At 37.8% G+C, this 20513-nt stretch carries 27 protein-coding genes; 24 read left to right on the top strand and 3 right to left on the bottom strand.

Going from position 1 to position 20513, the window contains the following annotated elements; genetic code table 11:
• Window positions 1–3 precede the first annotated feature (3 nt).
• The 23 genes from GNT69_RS10575 to GNT69_RS10470 all read left to right on the top strand — a co-directional run bounded on the left by GNT69_RS10575 (window position 4) and on the right by GNT69_RS10470 (window position 17861).
• A complete protein-coding gene (locus GNT69_RS10575; protein WP_481747621.1) occupies window positions 4–1497 on the top strand; it encodes a phage portal protein in 1494 nt (497 codons plus the stop codon).
• A gap of 80 nt (window positions 1498–1577) precedes the next feature.
• Complete coding sequence (locus tag GNT69_RS10570; protein ID WP_203554957.1) at window positions 1578–2729, top strand: phage minor capsid protein; 1152 nt, start codon at window positions 1578–1580, stop codon at window positions 2727–2729.
• 171 nt (window positions 2730–2900) lie between these two features.
• Complete coding sequence (locus GNT69_RS10565) at window positions 2901–3470, top strand: phage scaffolding protein (RefSeq protein ID WP_203554956.1); 570 nt, start codon at window positions 2901–2903, stop codon at window positions 3468–3470.
• Window positions 3471–3492: 22 nt separating this feature from the next.
• Complete coding sequence (locus GNT69_RS10560; RefSeq protein WP_203554955.1) at window positions 3493–4473, top strand: major capsid protein; 981 nt, start codon at window positions 3493–3495, stop codon at window positions 4471–4473.
• Between the two features lie 34 nt (window positions 4474–4507).
• Window positions 4508–4684, top strand: a complete 177-nt coding sequence (locus GNT69_RS10555; protein WP_203554954.1) for a hypothetical protein — start codon at window positions 4508–4510, stop codon at window positions 4682–4684.
• Window positions 4685–5080, top strand: coding sequence for a head-tail connector protein (locus GNT69_RS10550; RefSeq protein WP_203554953.1), 396 nt, complete (start codon window positions 4685–4687; stop codon window positions 5078–5080).
• Entirely contained in the window at window positions 5077–5421 is a 345-nt protein-coding gene (locus GNT69_RS10545; RefSeq protein ID WP_203554952.1) for a putative minor capsid protein, read from the top strand. The genes GNT69_RS10550 and GNT69_RS10545 overlap by 4 nt, the downstream gene beginning before the upstream one ends.
• Window positions 5421–5750 carry a minor capsid protein gene (locus GNT69_RS10540; protein ID WP_203554951.1) on the top strand — a complete coding sequence of 110 codons (330 nt, stop codon included), beginning with the start codon at window positions 5421–5423 and terminating at the stop codon, window positions 5748–5750. The genes GNT69_RS10545 and GNT69_RS10540 overlap by 1 nt, the downstream gene beginning before the upstream one ends.
• Window positions 5751–6152, top strand: a complete 402-nt coding sequence (locus tag GNT69_RS10535; protein ID WP_203554950.1) for a minor capsid protein — start codon at window positions 5751–5753, stop codon at window positions 6150–6152. It begins immediately after the preceding gene.
• Window positions 6152–6595: a phage tail tube protein gene (locus GNT69_RS10530; RefSeq protein WP_203554949.1), complete on the top strand. Its 444-nt coding sequence runs from the start codon at window positions 6152–6154 to the stop codon at window positions 6593–6595. Before GNT69_RS10535 ends, GNT69_RS10530 begins: the two co-directional genes overlap by 1 nt.
• 67 nt (window positions 6596–6662) lie before the next feature.
• Window positions 6663–7082 carry a DUF6673 family protein gene (locus GNT69_RS10525; protein ID WP_203554948.1) on the top strand — a complete coding sequence of 140 codons (420 nt, stop codon included), beginning with the start codon at window positions 6663–6665 and terminating at the stop codon, window positions 7080–7082.
• Window positions 7083–7088: 6 nt separating this feature from the next.
• Window positions 7089–7646 carry a bacteriophage Gp15 family protein gene (locus GNT69_RS10520; RefSeq protein WP_203554947.1) on the top strand — a complete coding sequence of 186 codons (558 nt, stop codon included), beginning with the start codon at window positions 7089–7091 and terminating at the stop codon, window positions 7644–7646.
• On the top strand, window positions 7647–7760 hold the full coding sequence (locus GNT69_RS26180; protein ID WP_203554946.1) for a zinc finger domain-containing protein: 114 nt from the start codon (window positions 7647–7649) through the stop codon (window positions 7758–7760).
• A 58-nt stretch (window positions 7761–7818) separates the two neighbouring features.
• Window positions 7819–10158, top strand: coding sequence for a phage tail protein (locus GNT69_RS10510; RefSeq protein ID WP_203554945.1), 2340 nt, complete (start codon window positions 7819–7821; stop codon window positions 10156–10158).
• Window positions 10151–10858: a phage tail domain-containing protein gene (locus tag GNT69_RS10505; RefSeq protein ID WP_203554944.1), complete on the top strand. Its 708-nt coding sequence runs from the start codon at window positions 10151–10153 to the stop codon at window positions 10856–10858. The genes GNT69_RS10510 and GNT69_RS10505 overlap by 8 nt, the downstream gene beginning before the upstream one ends.
• Window positions 10858–12357: a phage tail spike protein gene (locus GNT69_RS10500; protein ID WP_203554943.1), complete on the top strand. Its 1500-nt coding sequence runs from the start codon at window positions 10858–10860 to the stop codon at window positions 12355–12357. The genes GNT69_RS10505 and GNT69_RS10500 overlap by 1 nt, the downstream gene beginning before the upstream one ends.
• Before the next feature lie 83 nt (window positions 12358–12440).
• Window positions 12441–13481, top strand: a complete 1041-nt coding sequence (locus tag GNT69_RS10495; RefSeq protein ID WP_203554942.1) for a hypothetical protein — start codon at window positions 12441–12443, stop codon at window positions 13479–13481.
• Window positions 13481–13948, top strand: a complete 468-nt coding sequence (locus GNT69_RS10490; RefSeq protein WP_203554941.1) for a hypothetical protein — start codon at window positions 13481–13483, stop codon at window positions 13946–13948. The genes GNT69_RS10495 and GNT69_RS10490 overlap by 1 nt, the downstream gene beginning before the upstream one ends.
• 14 nt (window positions 13949–13962) lie before the next feature.
• Window positions 13963–15126, top strand: coding sequence for a hypothetical protein (locus GNT69_RS10485; RefSeq protein ID WP_203554940.1), 1164 nt, complete (start codon window positions 13963–13965; stop codon window positions 15124–15126).
• Between the two features lie 133 nt (window positions 15127–15259).
• Entirely contained in the window at window positions 15260–16411 is a 1152-nt protein-coding gene (locus GNT69_RS10480) for an O-antigen ligase family protein (protein ID WP_203554939.1), read from the top strand.
• 145 nt (window positions 16412–16556) lie between these two features.
• On the top strand, window positions 16557–17039 hold the full coding sequence (locus GNT69_RS10475; RefSeq protein WP_203554938.1) for a phage holin family protein: 483 nt from the start codon (window positions 16557–16559) through the stop codon (window positions 17037–17039).
• Window positions 17039–17161, top strand: a complete 123-nt coding sequence (locus GNT69_RS25865) for a hypothetical protein (RefSeq protein WP_275411195.1) — start codon at window positions 17039–17041, stop codon at window positions 17159–17161. The genes GNT69_RS10475 and GNT69_RS25865 overlap by 1 nt, the downstream gene beginning before the upstream one ends.
• Window positions 17154–17861 (top strand): N-acetylmuramoyl-L-alanine amidase, encoded by a 708-nt coding sequence (locus GNT69_RS10470; RefSeq protein ID WP_203554937.1) that lies wholly within the window; start codon window positions 17154–17156, stop codon window positions 17859–17861. The genes GNT69_RS25865 and GNT69_RS10470 overlap by 8 nt, the downstream gene beginning before the upstream one ends.
• 17 nt (window positions 17862–17878) lie before the next feature.
• Here the strand turns inward: GNT69_RS10470 and GNT69_RS10465 are convergent, their stop codons facing one another.
• Entirely contained in the window at window positions 17879–18133 is a 255-nt protein-coding gene (locus GNT69_RS10465) for an AP2 domain-containing protein (protein WP_203554936.1), read from the bottom strand.
• Between the two features lie 201 nt (window positions 18134–18334).
• Here GNT69_RS10465 and GNT69_RS10460 point away from each other — a divergent pair, with 201 nt between their 5' ends.
• A complete protein-coding gene (locus tag GNT69_RS10460) occupies window positions 18335–19450 on the top strand; it encodes a hypothetical protein (RefSeq protein ID WP_203554935.1) in 1116 nt (371 codons plus the stop codon).
• 243 nt (window positions 19451–19693) lie between these two features.
• On the opposite strand, the gene GNT69_RS10455 is transcribed toward GNT69_RS10460, so the two are convergent.
• Window positions 19694–19900 (bottom strand): hypothetical protein, encoded by a 207-nt coding sequence (locus GNT69_RS10455; RefSeq protein ID WP_203554934.1) that lies wholly within the window; start codon window positions 19898–19900, stop codon window positions 19694–19696.
• Between the two features lie 210 nt (window positions 19901–20110).
• Window positions 20111–20314, bottom strand: a complete 204-nt coding sequence (locus tag GNT69_RS10450) for a helix-turn-helix transcriptional regulator (RefSeq protein WP_203554933.1) — start codon at window positions 20312–20314, stop codon at window positions 20111–20113.
• Window positions 20315–20513 lie beyond the last annotated feature (199 nt).

Below are 20513 nucleotides of genomic sequence, written 5' to 3'. Positions count from 1 at the left end.
GCCGTGTTTCGAAAAATACTAAACACACTGAAAAGGGGGTTGGTTAAGATTGGATTACTAAAATCAATAGAGAAAATAAGCGATCACAAAGACGTTTCTGCAAACGAAGAAATGTTTGAAAAAATAGAAGTCTGGAAAAACCTTTATCGCGGCTACCATAAACCGTTTCATCACATTGAATATAAAACCATTGACGGACCCAAACAGCGAACCATGATGACACTGAACATGCCAAAAGCGGTTGCTGCTGAAATGGCATCACTTGTGTATAACGAAAAGTGTGAAATTAGCATTGATAGTGATATCATTTCAGAGTTTATCGATGATATTTTTAAAAATAACAAGTTTGATAAGAAATTCCAAGACTATATTGAATATATGTTTGCTCATGGCGGAATGGTCATTAAGCCGTATGTCGAAAACGACAGGATTATGCTTTCATTTGTGACTGCTGATTGTTTTATCCCTGTTTCATGGCGAAACGATACCATTCATGAAGCTGTATTCCCGTTTGAATTCAAAAAGAGAGACAAAAAATACACTCATCTCGAATGGCACCTCTGGGAAGGTGGTGTTTATGTTATCCGCAATGAGGTCTACGAATCGCAAAATGGTGTTGATTTAGGGGTTAAAGTGTCACTAAAAGAGTTTTTCCCCGAACTTGAAGAAGAAGTTCGAATTGCAGGGCTGAAAAAGTCTATTTTTAGCTATTTTAAGCCAAACACAGCGAATAATATCGACACCCAAAGCCCGCTAGGTATTTCTATTTTTGCCAATGCTCTGGACACACTAAGAGCGATTGATACAACCTTTGACAGTTTCCATCGAGAATTCAGGTTGGGAAGGAAAAGAATCATCGTTCCTGCTCATATGGTGAAGGTGGTTATTGATCCCCAGACAGGGCAAGCACATCGGTATTTTGACGATACGGACGAAACCTATGAAGCCTTTGGCACTGGTGATATGGATGATAACCAAATCCAAGATATATCTGTTGAGTTAAGAGTTGAGGAACATATCTCTGCAATCAACGCTTTCCTTAATCTATTTGCCATGCAGACAGGTTTTTCAAGTGGTACATTCACATTTGATGGCCAATCCATGAAAACAGCCACAGAAGTCGTATCTGAGCAGTCTAAGACCTTCAAAAGTAAACAGTCTCATGAAAATATAATTGAGGCTGGTTTACAAGAACTCATTGATTCTATTGTTGCTATGGGCCAGTTGTATGGAATGGTTAATGCGCCGGATGAATACGAGGTTACTGTTTCTTTTGATGATTCCATAGCAGAGGATAAAGGCGCTGATATCAATCAGCAAACTCAATTAGTCTCAGCTGGCTTGCAGTCGAAGAAACGAGCAATCATGAAGGTGCAAGGTGTGACTGAAGAAGAAGCGTTGGAAATCTTGAAAGAGGTCATCGAAGAGGAAAAAATGCAGTCCCCTGATTTAATGGAATTACAAGCGCAGAACACTCTATTCGGTACTAAGGAGTGATAAAATGCGATTCTTAGAAAGAATAGGTTGGACAATCATTCTTTTTCTGTACGTCATGGGAAAAGGGAAAAGGTGATTGAATGGACCCAAAGAAACCCAAAATCACACCGCATAATCTAGATTTATTTACTCAACCTGTAGCAGACATTTATCAAGCGTTAGAGAATGAAATATTTCAAATGGTTGCTAAGCGATTAAAAACCAGTAAAACAGCCGATAAAGATTATGTCCTGCAGTGGCAAGTTGAAAAGATGCAAGAATTGAGGATGTTTAACCAAGAAACAGTCAAAGCGCTCTCAAAGACTACGGGACTAGCAGAAAAGGAAATCAGAAAAGCAATTGAAGATGTAGGTTATAAAACGATTGCCAGTGTGGACACTGAGTTGAAATACGCCTTTGAACCCTTGAAAATGCCCAATCAAATTGACGCTATTTTAGGCTCTTATGTGCAGCAGACATTTCGAGAGATTGATAACTTTGTCAATCAGACTTTGATCACGACAAATTACGGTGAGGGAACCATTACTCGGATGTACCGTAAAATCGTTGAGGAGACCACCGGACGTGTCTTAGCGGGTACTACGACAATTAATAAAGCAGTGGCTGAAACGGTCATAAAATGGGCAAACAAGGGGATTGAGACAGCATTTGTTGATAGGGCGGGTCATGTGTGGAGCCTTGAAAGATATGCTGACACGGTGATTCGCTCCACGGTTAACCGCACTTACAACGAATTACGTTTATCCCGAATGGATGAATATGGAGTGGACCTTGTGTTGGTTAACAGCTATCCGGATGCCAGGGAATCATGCTCGAAGATTCAAGGAAGAGTCGCATCGATGAAGAGGACAGCGGAAAACGATTCTAAGTATCCATCAATCTATGAGTTTGGCTATGGGGAACCTGACGGAATCCGTGGGATAAACTGCAGGCACATCCTATATCCATACGTTGAGGGATTGAACGAAAATAACCAGGCTCAATACGATTCTGATAAGGCATATGAGCGCGGGAAATTGGTACAGGAACAAAGGCATTACGAAAGGCAAATTAGGAAGGCTAAACGTTCTCTTATGCTTGCAGAGGAAATCGGCGACGAGGATACTATACAGAAGTATAAAAAATTGGTAAGGGGTCGCCAGGCTAAAATCCGTGAATTTATCGAAGGGCATAATCTTCCGAGAAGATACGATAAGGAAAGGGTGATTGTTCGTGGCGGTAATCATTCTTAAAGCTGATATAGCGGAAAGGTAAGGTGGTCCAACCTATCTCGTTGGTAGCAGACGTTAGCTACTTTTTGTTTTGTCTTTTTTCGTCTTTTTAGCACTTGAAGACGTTAAAGAACAAGGCGGTTCGTGGTCCGTTACCACGTAAAAAAACGTAACCAATGGAGGTCAAAATAAATGAATAGAGAATTTCTTAAAAATTTAGGTCTTGAGGATGAAGCTATTGACAAAATCATGTCTGAACACGGAAAGACAGTGAACAAAACGAAAGAACAACTCGATTCAGTGACGACTGAACGGGACAATCTGAACGGTCAGATTAAAGAACGCGATAACCAGTTGGAAGATTTGAAGGTAAAAGCTAATGGCAGTGAGGCCTTGCAACAGCAAATTCAGCAGCTCCAAGATGATAACAAGAAAATTAAAAGTGATTATGAAGCCAAGATTCAGCAACAGGTATTTGACCATACTTTAAAGGATGCCCTAGGGGCTGCCAAGGTTCGCAATCCAAAAGCGGCCAAGGCTCTACTAAACTTGGAATCCATCAAATTAGATGGAGACAAGCTTCTCGGATTAGAGGATCAGTTGAAGGCTATAAAAGAAAGCGATCCTTATTTGTTTGAAGCAGAGCAACAAAGTAATACAAAGCCAAACTTCACCACGGGGCAACATCAAACTGGCGGAGGCAATGGAGAACCAACAAACTTACAAGAAGCATTATCACAACATTTTTCACAACAAAAATAATAATAAATGGAGATGATTTTGAATGCCGATCACATTAGAACAAGCTAAAGTAGGTATGGCTGATAAGATTGACCAATTTGTAATTGATGAGTTTCGTCGTAGTTCCTTACTATTGGATGCATTAACTTTTGATAATGCAGTATCCCCTGGAACTGGTGGTAGTACATTAACTTATGGTTATACACGTTTAAAAACTCCTTCTACTGCAGGATTTCGTGAAATCAACAGTGATTACACACCGAACGAAGCAGATCGTGAGAACTTATTCGTAAACCTAAAGATTTTTGGTGGGTCTTATCAAATTGACCGTGTAATTCAAGATACTTCCGGCCAAATTAATGAAATGCAGTTCCAAATGGAGCAAAAGATAAAAGGTGCCGCTAACTTATTCCATTACACTGTTATTAATGGCGATTCTGCGGTTGACCAAAAGTCTTTTGACGGCCTAGATAAAGCGCTAACGGGTTCAAGTACGGAAATTAATGCTGATACAGTTATTGATCTATCAACAGAATCTGGGTTAAGTGACAATAAGTTTGCTTTCCTTGATCAATTAGATAACTTTCTTGCTGAATTAGACGGGAAACCAACGATGTTAATGGGTAATAGCAAGTTAATTACAAAAATCCAATCTATCGCACGTCGTGCTGGATACCTAACTCAATCAGAGGATGCGTTCGGCCGTAAGGTAAATGGATATGACGGTATTCCGTTAGTTGACCTTGGTTATTTTTATAACGGCTCACAAACTGTACCTACAGTTGGAATTGAAGCTCGTACAGTAGAAACGGAACAAACTGGATTAACTGACCTTTTCGCAGTTGGACTTGGTTTAGATGGATTCCATGGTGTTTCTCCAACTGGAAACGGTATTATTCGTAACTACCTACCAAACTTCAATACACCTGGTGCTGTTAAGACTGGTGATGTTGAGATGGTTGCAGCGGTAGCACTTAAAGCTACTCGTAAAGCGGGAGTATTACGTAATATTAAGGTTCAATAATTTGATAGTTTTTCTAATGAGAGGAGCGGATTGAATGGCTAAAATCAAAGCTCCTAACAAAAATTACACCGGTGTTAGTGCCGGTGTTTCTTTTGTAAAAGGAGAAGCCGAAACAGATGATAAATGGTTAATCGGGTGGTTTAAAAATAAAGGTTATGAGGTTGAAGAGAATCAACCCAAAAAGAGGGCAACCAAAAAAGAAGGTGATTAGATGCCTTACTTAACTTATGAAGAATATTATGATTTAGGATTCACACAAATAGAGGATCTAAACGAATTTGATCAATTACTGAAAAGAGCGAGTGATGCAGTGGATAGTGTAACTCGTTATTTTTATCGTTATAACGACATTGAAAAAGACGTTTCTTTTCGCCGCGATCAATTCAAAAGGGCAGTGGCTGCACAAATTGAATATTTTTATGAGATGGGAGCTACTTCCACGCATGGAATGAATGAGCCTTCTACTGTTCAAATAGGGAGAACTCAAATGTCGGCAGGCTCAAGAAACTCACAGACTGCCCCACAAAATAATCTTGTTTCTAAAGATGTGTACTTTTATCTGAAGGATACAGGATTACTGTATACGGGCTTGGGGGTGAGGTCGTGAGAGTTAGACCATTGCCAAAAAAGTGGCTTATTCACGAGATTGTCTATGAGGGATTTACTGGCGAAAAGGACGATTGGGGGAGTGATTCCTACGATTACCCGATCACGATAAAACACGTCCGTTTTGACGATTCCACTGTCTTTTCAAGGGATAACACTCAAACCAAGGTAATAGCAAATGCCGTTATTTTTGTGGATGCCATGCACAGTACGCCTTTTCTAGAGTTTAAAGAGCAATCCAAGGTGAGGTTTAACGATAAAGATTATGTTATCAAAAAGGTTGTCCCCTGCTATTATCCGCATAAAAATGAATTCCATCATTGGGAACTGGAGGTAATCTGATGGCAGTAAGGATAAATATCAAAAAAGACCTAAAAGGCGTTAGTAAACGTGTTAGCCAAATGACCAAACAAGGTCAATACGCTTTTGCTAATCAAGTCCATGCTGACAGCAATCTTTATGCCCCAAGACTTTCCAGTGATTTGAGGAATCAATCAAATGTCACATCTGACAATAAGCAAGTCGTTTGGAATGTGCCTTATGCCCGACGACAGTATTACAATTACGGCGCTAAATTTACCACTCCTGGCACTGGCCCGAAGTGGGATAGTAAAGCACTGGCTATCCACGGCAGGCAATGGGTAAATATCACCAAAAAGGCGATGAAGTAAATGGAATTAGATTTTTTGGATAGATTGAAAGATAAAATAAATACGTTTGATTTATATACCCGTTGTATTATAGGTCTTCTCGGTCCCACTGAAAGCCTATCTATCATGGCCATGCCCGGCGGTGCGGAAACGGTCTTTTTTGATGGTACACGGGACAAAGATTATCAAGTCCAAATCAATGCGAAAAGTCAAAACCAGATGAATTGCTTTAATGCACTCACTAAAATCTATCAAACTCTCGAAAATCTCGAAGAATTACCCAGTGATAATGGAAGTTTTGACTTTCAAAGAATATCTACACAATCCTTGCCGTCCTTATTAGAACAGGATGAACAAGGTTATTTTGTTTATGTTTTATCGATAAGCGCTAAAATCACAATTTATAAAGGGGTTGAAATGTAATGGCAAGAAAAAAGAATGCTTTAACGGAATATCATGTCGGCGCAATTCCAGTAGATGGACTTAGCGAACCAGAATATAATCGCCTAGCTAAATGGGTATCTACAGTCACAGATGATTCAGAGGAAGAAGTGGAAGACCAAGCGTTTTACGATGGTGACGGTACGCCAGAGGACGATGTAATCTCCGTTAAAAAGACATACACATTTGAGGGGATGTATGACGAGGAAGATCCAGCTATGAAGTTTGTCGCAGATTTAGAATTTGAAACTGGTGAAGCACGAAAAATCATGTTTAAACAGGTTCGCACAAATGGCGATGTGCTGGAAGGTAAAGCGACTGTGAAAGAAATCAAAGTAACGGGTGGAGAAGCATCGGAGTACGCAACGTTTGAATGTGCTATCTCCTGGGATAAGAAACCAGAAATCACGAAAGCAGGGGCTTAATTAGCTCTTGCTTTTTTCTTATTCATTTCTTACTTAGTTCTTACTAAATTCTTAGGAGTTGATTTGATTGGCAATTAAAATACAAACGCAGAAACCGGAAATCCCGGTTGAAATCGGTGATTTGACCTTTGCTTTTAACGTATCAGACGAATCGGTTAAAAAATTTCGTGACGAAGCAGTTAAGGTGCAAAAGGAACTAGAAAATATTGCAATTAGTGACGACGAAGACAAAGCGATCGAACAATCCAAGGAAGTGTTAAAACGTGGATTTAACATCATGCTTGGTGACGGTGCATTTGAGAAGGTTTACGATATATCTCCATCTGTAATGATCTGCATGCAATATTTTGTTCAGCTTGCAGAAGGGATTGAGCAAGAACTTCGAAATATGGGTTTTAATGAATCTCAACAAGAAAAGGCTAAAAAGTACCTTATGAAAAATAGTCAATCGGCAATAGCTTCTCCAGTCGCTTTCCCTCTGGCGTGATGAACAATGAATATTGCATATCCACTAACTGAAACTGTTGAAATTGATGGGGAAACATATCGTCTTGATTTATCGTTTGATAATGTTCTCAGATTGATAGACATGTTGAATGATAAAGATCTAAACGACATTATCCAAATTGAGACAGGTTTATATATGCTAATTGGTGTAGATCTTGAATATCCGATTAATAAAAAAGAAGAAATCTTGCACCATATCTTTCGTGAAACAATCGGCAAAGAGGTTGAAGAAAATATCCCGGTAGACATAGAAGGAAATCCGATGCCGACAAAGGAAGAGGAGCAAGTTTACTCAATCAAACAAGATGCCTCCTACATTTATGCTTCGTTTTATCAAGATTACGGGATTGACTTGTACGAATGTCAAGGGAAGCTCCATTGGGAAAAATTTAAAGCGTTGCTAACTGGATTGAAGCCGGATACCAAATTTAAAGAAGTAATTAACATAAGGACAATGGAACTCCCAAGCGGCAAAGGGAGTGAAAAACAGAGAAAACAAATCAAGGAATTAAAAGAATATTACGCCTTAAAAGGCGGTGATTAGATGGAATTGAAAGAAATCCGTTGCACAAAGTGTGACAAATTGCTTGGTAAAGCAAAAGGCATAGTGGAAATTAAATGCCCCCGATGTAACACGATTAATAAAACCGAAAAATAAGAGAGCCGTCGAGCCCCTATATCAACACAAATAACTGGTATGGGGGTGAATTATGTAAATGGCTGATGGAAAAGTAGTAATAGATGTCATTCTCGATGATGGTACGGTTGCTAAAGGTGTCGCTAATATTGATGGCAAACTCGGAGGGCTTGCGGGCGCAGGGAAAAGAGCAGCGGTAGGCATTAAAGAGATTGTCACATCACTTGGGCTAGTTGCGCTGGCCAGCAAAGCCATCGATATGGTTAAACGGTCGCTTGATGGCGCAATCTCAAGGTATGATACTTTAAACAATTTCCCTCGTGTATTAGAGCAGATGGGATTTGATGCTGAAACATCACAAAAGGCTATACAAAAGCTATCTGACGGAATACAGGGTTTGCCTACTACACTTGATGATGTAGCAAGCACAGCGCAAAGAATCGCCATCTTAACAGGAGATTTAGATGGAGCGGTAGACACCACATTAGCGTTAAATAATGCTTTTATTTCTTCTGGATCGGACGCCAACAACGCTTCGCGGGGATTAGAACAATATGTTCAAATGCTCTCTAAAGGTGAAGTGGATCTTCAGTCTTGGAGGACGTTGCAGGAGACGATGGGCGTTGCTCTGAATGACACCGCTAAGGCTTTTGGTTTTACTGGAGCGTCGGCTCAAAATGATTTATACGACGCTTTAAAAAACGGAAACATTACATTTGATCAATTTAACGGGAAATTAATCGAACTAAGTAACGGAACAAATGGATTCGCCGAAAGAGCTTTAACGGCATCTGGCGGAATTAGAACCGCTTGGGCTAATATGGGAACGGCTGTTGTACGTGGTGTTACAGACATCATCAGCGCCATTGACAGCGTTTTAGCTGATACACCTTTAAAAAGTATCGAAAACGTTATTTCCAGTATAGGAAAAGCATTCTTTAGTGTTTTAAATGGTATCGCTCAAGTGATTCCGTTTGTGGCCGGATTGATTTCTGGCCGTTTATCAGGCGCTTTTCAATCAGCAGGGCAGATTGTGGCTTGGTTTAAGGGGTTTTGGGACTCAAACGGTCAACAAATCCTCGCGTATGCAAACACGGTTTTTAGTGGAATATGGAACGTAGTCCAGACAGTTTTTAACGGACTTTATGCCATTATCAGTAATATTTTAGGCAGTAATGTTGTTCCATTCATTAAAAATCAACTTGCAATCTTACAAGCTTTTTGGCAAGAAAACGGTACCCAAATTACACAAGCTGTTCAAAATGCCTTTCAAATTATTGTTTCAATCATTCAATTTTTAATGCCTATTGTGCAATTTATTATCGAGACGGTCTGGACGGCTATTAAGGACATCATAAGCGGAGCGATAAATGTCATAATGGGTGTTATTCAAGTTTTCACTGCTATTTTCACTGGCGATTGGTCCCAATTGTGGGAGGGGATCAAGAAAATCCTTAAAGGTGCCATCGATTTAATCCTTGGCTGGATGTCACTTTCCTTCCTTGGCGGAATCAGAAAAATATTCACTAACTTATTAAAAAACGGTGTTAATATCGTCAAAAACATGTGGACGAGCATTGTAAACTTCTTTAGGAATTTCGGCAATAACGTAACTAACATCGCGACAAATTTAGTTAGCAGAGTACTGACCTACTTTAGGAATTTATTTACTCAAGGGGTAAATATCTTTCAGCAACTAAGAACATTCGGAGCCAGCATATGGAATGCTCTAAGAGAAGCCATTTTCGGGGTTGCAAGGAATATCTTGTCTGGGGTAAGGACTAACTTTAACAATATGTTAAGCACAGTTCGGAACCTAACCACCAATGTAAAGACCACTATTACTAACATCTGGAATCAAATTCTTAGCTTCTTAAGAGGAATCAACTTAGTTAGCATTGGTAAAGACATCATAAGAGGTCTGATTAACGGTATCGGTTCCATGGCCAGTGCAGTTGTCGATAAGGTAAAAGATATTGGGAGCAGCATCTCTAATGGGTTTAAGAGTTTCCTAGGTATCAGGTCTCCTTCTCGCGTAATGGCAGAACTTGCAAAGTGGATTCCAGAAGGTATCGGAAAAGGAATTGAGCAGAATGAGAAGTCAGCCTTAAAGAGTATGAGAGGGTTGGCTGACAATCTAACTAATGAAGCTCAGGTGGGAATTGGAACTAAAGGGCGTTTCGGAGCCGAGGGCCTAATTGGAGGTATTTTCTCAAGAGGCATACAACTAACTCAGTCTATTGCTGAGAAAAAAAATACTGAAAACAACTATAATGATAGCGAAGTAAAAGTGCTTTTAAAGCAATTGGTGGAAAAGGATGGGAATGTGTACTTAGGTAAGGAAAAAGTGGGAAGTATTATGGATGGTGAACAAGCAAGAAGAATCAACTTATTAGGAAGGAGGGTCGCACTTGACTAGGTTCGGGATAACATTTAATGGTAAACATAGTTTTAAAGATTTTGGATTAACAGTAGCCGAAAGGATAATTGGTAACCCCAAAAAAATTAAAATCAAGGAGCGTGTCCCCTTCTCCAATAAGGCCTATGATTTTAGCGGAATTTATGGAGATCAGGAGTATGAAGAACGTCCGTTAACTTATGTATTTAACGTGAAAGACTATGACAAAATAAATCTCGAAAACAAGAAAACTGAAGTTGCAAATTGGTTTATGGGTCCAAACAGAAAAGTAAAATTAATAGATGACTATATCTTTGGTTATCACTTTTTAGCAGAAGTTGAGGAGGATCTAGACTTCGATGAGCTGCGATTTCATGGCAAGTTAACAGTCAACTTTACTGCGTATCCATTCAGAATTGCAGATCTAGAAGAAGGCAACGACATATGGGATGAGTTTAATTTCCTTCTAGACTATTCACAAGACACCGAATTCAGCGTTTCCGGCTCGTCTAACGCTGTTTTATACAACGCAGGCATCAAGACAGTCTATCCGATTATTAAGTCCAATGCAACTATGGAGATAAGTAAGAACGGTGTTGTTTACAGCATCCCTATTGGAGAATCGCAATCGTTAGATTTTGCACTGTTGCCGGGGGAGAATAACTTTAGGATTAACGGGAATGGGAAAATCTCTTTCCACTTTAGGAAGGAGCTAATCTGATGTATAAAGTCACTCTTATAAACGATGGAGTAGCGACTGTCATCCATCACCCGAATTTTAATGATTTAAAAGTACAAACTGGTCAAATAAAACAGGGGATAAATGTTGCAGACAGCTTTAGCTTTACGATTTTGCCGAATAATCCAGGATACTCTCAAATACGTACATTAAAGACTCTTATCACAGTAAAGAATACACTCACTGGGAAAATGGAGTTTGATGGGCGTATTTTAATTCCTACTGAGTCCATGAGCGAGTCAGGGGTCTTTGCTAAGTCGTTTGTATGCGAATCGGAACTAGGTTACTTAAACGATAGCTGCCAACGTCACGGGGAATATCACGACATAACAGTGAAAGAGTTTTTAGAAGTTATCATTGAAAACCATAACAGGGATGTCACTGATGATCCAATAGATAAGACGTTTGTTGTCGGGGAAGTAAACGTAACTACAAGTACAGACAGGGTTTATCGTTATCTTGGCTATGAAAATACATTTGATTCAATTGACGATAAGCTTGTTAGCCGACTTGGTGGAGAAATACGCGTGCGGAAAGAAAACGGTGTGAGGTACATTGACTACGTAATGCCGGAAAAAATTGTTAAGCAAACAGAAATAAGACTTGCAAAGAATCTAAAAAGCATCACAAAAGAGGTAGATTCAGAAGATATTATTACTCGTATTATTCCACTGGGAGAACGTATCGAATCGGAGGACGAAGAAGCAACGGATGCTAGTCAAGCCAGAATAACAATTGAAAGTATCAATGATGGAAAAGATTTTCTGGTTGATGAAGAAGCTGAAGAAGCACTTGGTACTATCGTTGTAAAAAGTATGGTTTGGGATGACGTGACGCAACCTGACATCTTGAAAACGCGAGGGCAGCAATATCTAAATGAAAGCAATCGCGTGAAGGTAAAACACACTTTAACAGCTCTAGATTTATCGTTGATTGGACTTGATGTGGATAGTTTTGAAGTTGGTTATTATTATCCGGTCATTAATCCTGTAATGGACATTGATGAGGATTTGCGGGTTATTGGCAAGACAATCGACATTATCAATCCGAATCAAAATAATTTAGTCATCGGCGATCAATTTAAAAAGGCCTCGGAGTATCAAGTCGAAGCAAATAAATCAGCACTAAAAGTTGTTGAATTAGAGAGCGACGTAAACAGGCAACAACGAACGATATCTGCACTTAAGACGGAATTAACAGCAGTGGATGAAGCGGTACGACAAGTTAAGTTTGAACTAGAAGAAGGAGATCTACCAGCTCTAGAGGATGCAATTGATAACCTAAACCAAGCGGTAGATAACCTTATTGAAGCAATTGATGATATACCTATTTACGAGCCAGCAACACACACGGAAGATGGGCTGATGGTTGCAACGGATAAAGAAAAATTGGATTTAATTAGTGTTGCTTCCCCAATTGACTTAAATGACATTGTTACAAGATTGGAGGCATTGGAAAATGCCAGCGGAAATCCAGAGTAGGGCTCAGAGAATTGCAGAGGCAGCCGAGCAAATCAGAATTAAATCTGAGTTGTTACGAGATAAATTGAGAGGGGATGAATCAAGTGCCGATTCCTCAAAAAATACAGGAACTAGCGAATAAAGTTAGGGATGCAATTAAAGGTAAAGAAGTCCGCGAAGCTATTGCTGAATCCATGGAAGAGACAGGAAACATTGCCGAAGAAACGAAAATACGACAAGATTCCTTGGGATTACAATTTCAGGCAGTGCTTGATGAGACCACGGGGAAGGATGTTATATCTGCTCCTGAAATAACGGCTGCAACAGTAGGAGCTGATGGAGTAGTACACGAAAATTTAAAACAGAGATTGGATACAGAACACAACAAAGTTAATTTGCAGTTGGCACAAACAATGACCCAAGTAGAATTTGATAGTTGGGTGGCTACTCTTTTAGATGGAGGACCGTCTATTTTTTATGAAACTCTATCTGCTTTAGAAGCCGATTATCCAGAAGGAGCTGCCGGAGTAGCATTAGTAAGAGAAACAGACCCAGCACGCATCTACGTGTGGAATGATGTAGAGAAAAGGTGGCAGGATTTCGGTGCGTATCAAGGAATAACAATAAAAAATGAAACTGTTAACCCGATAAAAACGACATTTATTAGACACTCAACAAACTTGCTTGATTTAGCAAACGGATTAGAGAACAGTACAATTAACTCATCAGGGGAAATAGTTACAAATGAAAGCCTCTATCTTACAGACTTTTTTCCTATAAAACCAAGTAGAATCACGTTTTTCGGAATTGCTTCAATCGCACAATATGACAATAATAAAAATTATATACACAATATTGGCACGGGGAATGCGAATGATACTGTCACTAGGGATTTACACGCTAATACAGCGTACATCCGTGTGTCAGTGAATAATTACTACAAAAATGAAGAGGTAGCACGAATAAATTATGGTGATGTATTACTCCCTTATGAACCTTTTAAATTGACTTTAGATAATGGTATATATGCAACCAACGTTGAAAAAGGCATATTAGAAACAAATCATTTTAAAGGTATTTATGCTGATAAATTAAATGCTCTATTAAACGCAATGACAACAGAAGGTGAAGGGTGGTCGTTATAATGGCTGATGAATTATTGCGTATAGGTGGTAGAGGCGATGATGGAAAAGCAAAGGCAATTAGAACAGATAGTTCAGGACACCAGTATATAAGTTCTGAAAACAGTGTGATACAACGTTTTTTTCTTAGTGATTTAGAGTTAAGAGACACCCAAATATATCAAACGGAAACAGTGTTTTTACATCCGTTTAGTAAAGCGACTTTTTTTGTCGATAACTCAACTGATGCAGATATTAGATTAAGGCCGAGAACAGATGGGATATTTTTAACTTATTATGAGTCAGGGGAGTATAAAAATACGGGAGGTAATTTATTAATTATACCCAAAAATACTAGGGGTTTAATATTAAATGATATGATGCCTAGAGTGTTTGATAGACATTGGATTAATTTTGCATTTAGCTATAATGCTCTTACGGTGCCAACTACCGGGACATTAACCTTAAAAGCAATTGGACTTAAAAAATAAGGGGGGGCGAAACAATGTGGACAGATAAACAGTATAAGGATTTAGACAATAAATTAGGTGACATGTTATCGGCATTACAGACTAATAGCAGCGTTGTAACCAAATCTCCTAGTAATCATATTGTTTTCAAAAATGCAGAAATAGGTAATGCACGCACTATTTGTAGGGGTTACGACAATAATTTTTATTTAATCAACATGGCTGATAGAACTTTGGAAGTTTACGAAGATATTACTGCAAATAATACTCCTATAGAAAGCGGAATTTCATGGAATAATGAACTTTACGGCACTCCTGTTCAGATTGTATCGATGTTAGAAGGTATAACTATCTTTACTAACGACTTAGAAGAGCCTAGAACAGGGAGAATATATCATATGCCATCAATACAAGACACACCAACATTGGTGTATGAAGCGCCCGTCACAGATGGAACCCATTGGTGGAACCCCAACTTTGGTATTAAAAGTCACTGGAACGGTATTAACGGTATTATTTTAGCGGGCATATACGGTAGAGGGGCAAGTAAGAAAGACTTATTATTATCAGTTAATGGTGGTCAATCGTTCGAAGTAATTGACCAAAGCAAAAACGCTGACCCTGACACGGCTATTAACAGTCATTGGCATGATGTCGATATTGATCCGTTTAATGGATTTCTATGGGCTTCGGAGGGTGACGGGAATATAAATCGAGCTATTCATTTCTATGATGATTTAGGGGGGAGTAGATACACTTTAGCGGCAGGAGTAGCCCAACCAACTGCGATTATAAGTTTTCCGAAACGTGTTATTTTTGGAAATGACACTGATTTTACTGGTTTGAGGTATTTTGATGTACCTCAATTAGCCACTAATTACAACGATTATAAAGACGAGGTAAAACCTTTAATGAGATTTAAACAAAACGTTATTCCGTCGCTTTACTATGCCCACTCCCCGATTAAAAGAGGGCTTGAAGGGTATATGTCATTCAATGTAATAGCGCCTAATCAGCCATCTCTAATACTAGGTACTGGTGACGGTGGTAAGTCAGTACATTTCGTAAACATGGCACATAAAGGCAATATAGACACAACTTTATGGCACGTTGATGACAAATACATCTATGGGACAAAAGGGGATTGGAACAATCCTGGCAGGACTGTTATTTATGCTGAAAAACCAGAGTGGATTTAATCAAAAAACATCCATTACTAAACAATATGATTGACTTGTAAGAATAATTTAATAAACGTAATTATTGCTTTGTTTTCACAAAAAACTTAACATTTAGACATAAGTGGGTTTTCTTAGATTGGAGATAAAGTATATGTCTAAATTAAATAACGTTACTCTTTTTATACTCAGCTTAGCCCCTTTAGGTTACATAATTGGAGGGGCTTTGCCTGAATCATTGGAATTTACGCTTTTAATTTATATGGGTCTTTACTTAATTGCAGCTTATAAAATATTTATAGTTAAGCAAGATACAATCTATGTTTCTAAAATTGATTTAGTTTTTTATCTTTTAGTATGTTTATCATTTATAAGTGTTTTATTTAGTAATAATCAAATTCAAGGAATTATAAAGTCTTTGAAGTTTATATTTTTGGGGTTAGGTTTAACCTTCTTTTGTAGATTATTCATAAGGTCAAGAGAGGATCTAGAAAAACTATTTAGATATCTGTTACTTGGATCGGTATTAACAGAATATGTAGTATTAATTGATTACTTTTTATCAGCAGAAGAGACGATTAGATATTTGGCCTTTGAAGTAGTTATACCAATACCGCTGTCTTTATTGGGGGCAACCACCACTGCAATTACTTTAATTTTTTATTTCTATAATAAAATTAAGTTTCGGTATTTTGTACTAGCTTTGATACCCAGTATCTCAATGATGACTATAGCAGCATCAAAGGGACCGGTAGTTTCGTTGATAATCACTACAATACTAATGTATCCAGTTTTTTATAGAAAATTGAAAGTGAAACATATTCTGATGTTACCGGTTTTTGTTTTTTTGATAACAAGAATCGATTTCATCAACGAATCTATGAATAATTTATGGTTTAGATTTTCTAATACCGAAGACGATCTTTCTACAACTATTAGAGTTAGTCTATATGAGGGTGCCTTAGAAAAGTTCTATGAAAATCCTTTGTTCGGAGTGGGGATGGGGAATTTGGAGTATTATCCTCACAATATTTTTATTGAAACATTGGCGGAGAATGGAATTATTTTTACAGGAATAGTTGTGATGCTGTTTATTATATTTTTACGTAGGTTTGTTTTCTATTTATTGGAAAGGAAATATGACTTTCTAGAAAGCGTAATTATTTCTTTATTATCAATATCGCTAGTAAGTTTAATGTTTAGTTTTACGTATGTTGATCATAAATATCTATTCTTAAGCGTGGGGTTGCTGGTGGTCTACGACAGAGTTAAAAAAGAGAGACTTACGAAGTATTGGAAACTGTGAAAAATAAGAAAAAAAGAAGATTTAAGCGTTATAGAATAATATGGTAAAGTACAATTGGAAGAAACTGCGCAGTAAATAAATTTGTCAAAAAGTAAGAAAAAAGGGCTGGAAACAGCTCTTTATTTTGTGGAAAGGTTGGTGACATATGTCTCAGAGCTTAGCAGAAGTATTTCAAAAAATGATTGTCAATAAAAGTCTCACACTCGGTTTAATAACTGGAAGTGTTGGGGCTTTTTTTGATGCAGTGCTTGGGGCAAAAGGATTTCATTTACTACACGGTTATATCGTAGCTCTTTTAGCCATTGCGGTTATTTGTGATTATTCGGTTGGAGTAAGAGTTGCAAAGAAGAGTGGACAATACGAAAGCAACAAAGGGATAGACGCTGTAATCCGAGACGGTCATATTTTTGCAATCGTTGCTATGGGGTGGATAATTGACCAATTATTAGGGACAGGAGCTTTTATATTTGCAGTTTTGGCATTGTCTTTTACTTATCATAATATACAATCTTTTGCTGCCAATCTGTATGTTTTAGGATGGGACAAGCACTTTCCTATGTGGTTATTTAGGATTTTAGAATCAGAAATTAATGCGAAAGTTAAAAAGTATAAAGGAGAGGGGAAATAATGGCTAAAACGGAGTGTGTTGTATGTGCAAAAGAAATTGAGCTACTAGAAAAATTTAACGGGGAAATGATGTGCCAAGAGTGTTATAACGCACCTGAAAACGAGGTGTTTACGGATGACTAAAATCAAAATAGATCCCGGTCACGGCGGCAGGGACCCGGGCGCAGTTGGAAACGGTCTCCAAGAAAAAGACATCACTCTAAAAATTTCAAAAAAAATCGAGCGTTTACTAGAAGATTACGAAGTGCAAGTAAGTTTGACCCGTACTGGTGACCAAACATTATCGCTGAAACAACGTACAGACATGGCAAATGCATGGGGAGCAGATTATCTATTATCCATCCACATTAACGCTGGTTCCGGTACAGGCTTTGAATCATTTACTTTTAACGGCAGATACAACGGCAAGCAAGAGACAAACCGTAAACGGTCAATCATCCACACAGAAATCATGCGGCAACTGTCAGGTGTACGGGATCGTGGGGAAAAAGAAGCTAATTTCCATATGGTCAGAGAGTGCCGTGCGGAAGCCATGCTCACAGAAAACTTTTTTATCGACAATAAGGCTGATGCCGACAAACTTAAGCAGGATGCATGGTTAGATAGGATTGCCCAAGGCCATGTAAACGGATTAGCTATTGCGCTGGGGCTTAAGAAAAAGGTGCAAGCAAAACCTGCCCCGGCACAAAAGGAATCGACTAATAAAAATACTTTTTATCGGGTAATCACCGGCTCCTTTAGCGATCGCTCTAATGCTAACAGGCGTGTGGATGAGCTTAAAAAAGCAGGTTTCGACTCTTTTATCGATGTATATTATAAATAAATTAAAAACAGCCCTGCCTAATCGGTGGGGCTTAATTCATCCTCGAGACCATCAAGAACCGGTTTATGGTATTTTTCTTCAGCTTCTTTCCGCGCAGCGATGGCATCTTCTTTGTTACTGTAGTACCCCAGACTTATTTGCTTACCTCGAAACCCTATATAAGCGTGCCATTTATTGCTTTGCTTTGCCCACCTAACGCCAGTATATCCAGTCTTATTATTAAAATGTAGTTTCGCTTTAAGTGCGCTCTTTTTAGTGTTTTTTATTGTCATCACCTACCCCTCATTTAATAAGTTCGGTGAAGAGTGGATAATACCTATCAATGATTGTGGCAGATTTGTTGCAAAGTGAAAGCTCTGGTGTTTTGGTGGGGCTCTTTTTTAGATATTTGAATTTTTAGTGTTTACAAACCAATCTGACGTATAATAAGGTTATATTTATAATTAGCCAACACTGTTCCAGGAGGATGTTCAATGGATCGCTTTAGTAAAACTTTTCTAAAAATACCACATGATACAGGATATTGGCTCGTTAGAGCTGATGGTGGGAAATATTATGACGATTTCCTTTTAAATAATTTTATAGCGGTTTCAGATAACGAAATCACATTAGATATGATAAATAACTTAGATGAGGACTCAATAGCTGGTAAAACCATTGAACATTATAAAAGTCTTTATAAGGAAAAGCACAAGATGTGGACACCGCAGCAAATTGCCCAAGCTGCTGGCAGAACTCATAAATTTGTCGATGGAATGAAAGAAGGGGATTTGGTACTGGTTCCCGCTAAAAGGTCATCAAATTTTTTAATAGGTGTTGTTATCAGTGATGTTTATGAGATATCCGAAAATGAATTAAGCTTAAAACTTGAGGTTCATTATTCTATTAATCCTTACTTAAAAAGAAGAAAAGTCCAATGGTTAAAGGAAGTAAAAAGAGAAGAAATTTCAGAAAAGCTTTACTGGATTTTGTCAGCCCATCAAACAATATTCGATTTAAGCGAGGAAAAGGATAAGATAAATCAACTTTTGGCACCGATTTATATTCAGGATAACATATGTCACGGGACTATTAAGCTATCAAAAAAAGAAGGTCTAAATTCTAATGAATGGTTTGATTTATATTCCATAATTAAAACCCAGTCTGATTCAACCGATGACGAAATCATTATTAAATCAAATGTACAGAGTCCTGGGGTAATTGAATTATTATCAAACAATGCAGGTTTAGTAATAACAACAACGATTTTATTAAGCGGGCTATTTGGTGGAGAGATAAAAGTATTTGGAATTAAAACTAAAGGGATTATTCCTTATTTTCAAGAATATAAAAAAGGACAGTTGGCTATAAAAAAGACCGAAAAAGAAATAGAGTTAATGGAAGAGGAGAGAAAATCGAAACAACTGGAAAATCAAAAAAATCAATTAGAAATAGAAAGAGATGTGGATAACTTGAAAACAAAAAAACTAGAAAATGAAATAGAGCGGATCAGGCTACAACTTCAAATTTCTAGTTTCGATGCTGGTAAAATAATTGAAGATCAAAAGCAAATGGATAGTGCGGGCGATCTTCATGAGGATAAACCCTAATAAGAATTAAAGTAACTAATATTAAAATATAAAAAAGTGAGCTAATAGGAACTAATAAGGAAAATAACTTAGTAATTATATAGATCAAGGAAATTACAAATGAATATCCGTAAAAGATCTGAAAGTACTTTATCATTTTCCTCCAATCCCTTCGTTAATTTGATTTGATTTTATAATCTCATTTATAATATGTTTTTTCAAGCCTATTTATTAATCCTAATAAAGAAAAATCCAAGCCCTTACTCAATTGAGTAGGGCCTTAACCTTATCCGTTATATCCTCACCATTGACTTCTACACTAACTAATTCTTTTGTATACACTTCCAGTTTAATTTTCTTCCACCATTCATAAGCAACCTCTTCCGGTTTCTTCCCACGAAGAGAGAAGGACCCACGCTGCATTACTTCGCCAGCTGGGGAAGTATACCTAATTACTATTGTTACGTTCAATTTCTTTTCTTCTCTCAGCAATAATTCGTGGGACTTAAGTTTTTAAGAAAAATTGCACCATTTCTTTTTCTGTTTTTTTAGAAAACCCTACACTTACTTGGATCATAATTTTTTCGTAGTCCTCTTGGCATTCCCAGCAACTACACTCACCTGTTTCTAATAATCTTGTTTGCTTATTAAGACCACATCTCTCACATTGTTCACCTCTCATTAATCGTGTTCGATTAAATTTCCCCATAATTCCTCTACAGTCGTGTTTAGCACTCTGGCAATCCTAATCGCTGCGAGCAATGTCGGTACAGATTTTCCAGAGCAAACTAAACTAAATGCGCTTCTTGATAAGCCTGCTTTTTCTGCAATAAATCCCTTTTTTAATCCTCGCTCTTTTATAATTTTTTCTAATTTTGTCTCCATAAAATCACCTGTTTAATCTATTCGCTAAAAAATTGTCTTGTCCTCTTAAAATTTTTGGGTATAGGACAAAACCTCTTTAAATATCATTTACCATTCACTAAATACTTCGCTTTTTTATTCGTTCATTACATTCGTTTTAAAATTCACATCATGAATATGTAAGTGAAACTCACGAGTTCAATCATATCAACAGTTACAG

The organism is Bacillus sp. B15-48 (genome assembly GCF_016879755.1).
Lineage (GTDB): Bacteria > Bacillota > Bacilli > Bacillales > Cytobacillaceae > Mesobacillus_B.
The sequence above is the reverse complement of the archived record's forward strand: the minus strand, read 5'-3'. Positions and strand labels throughout refer to the sequence as shown.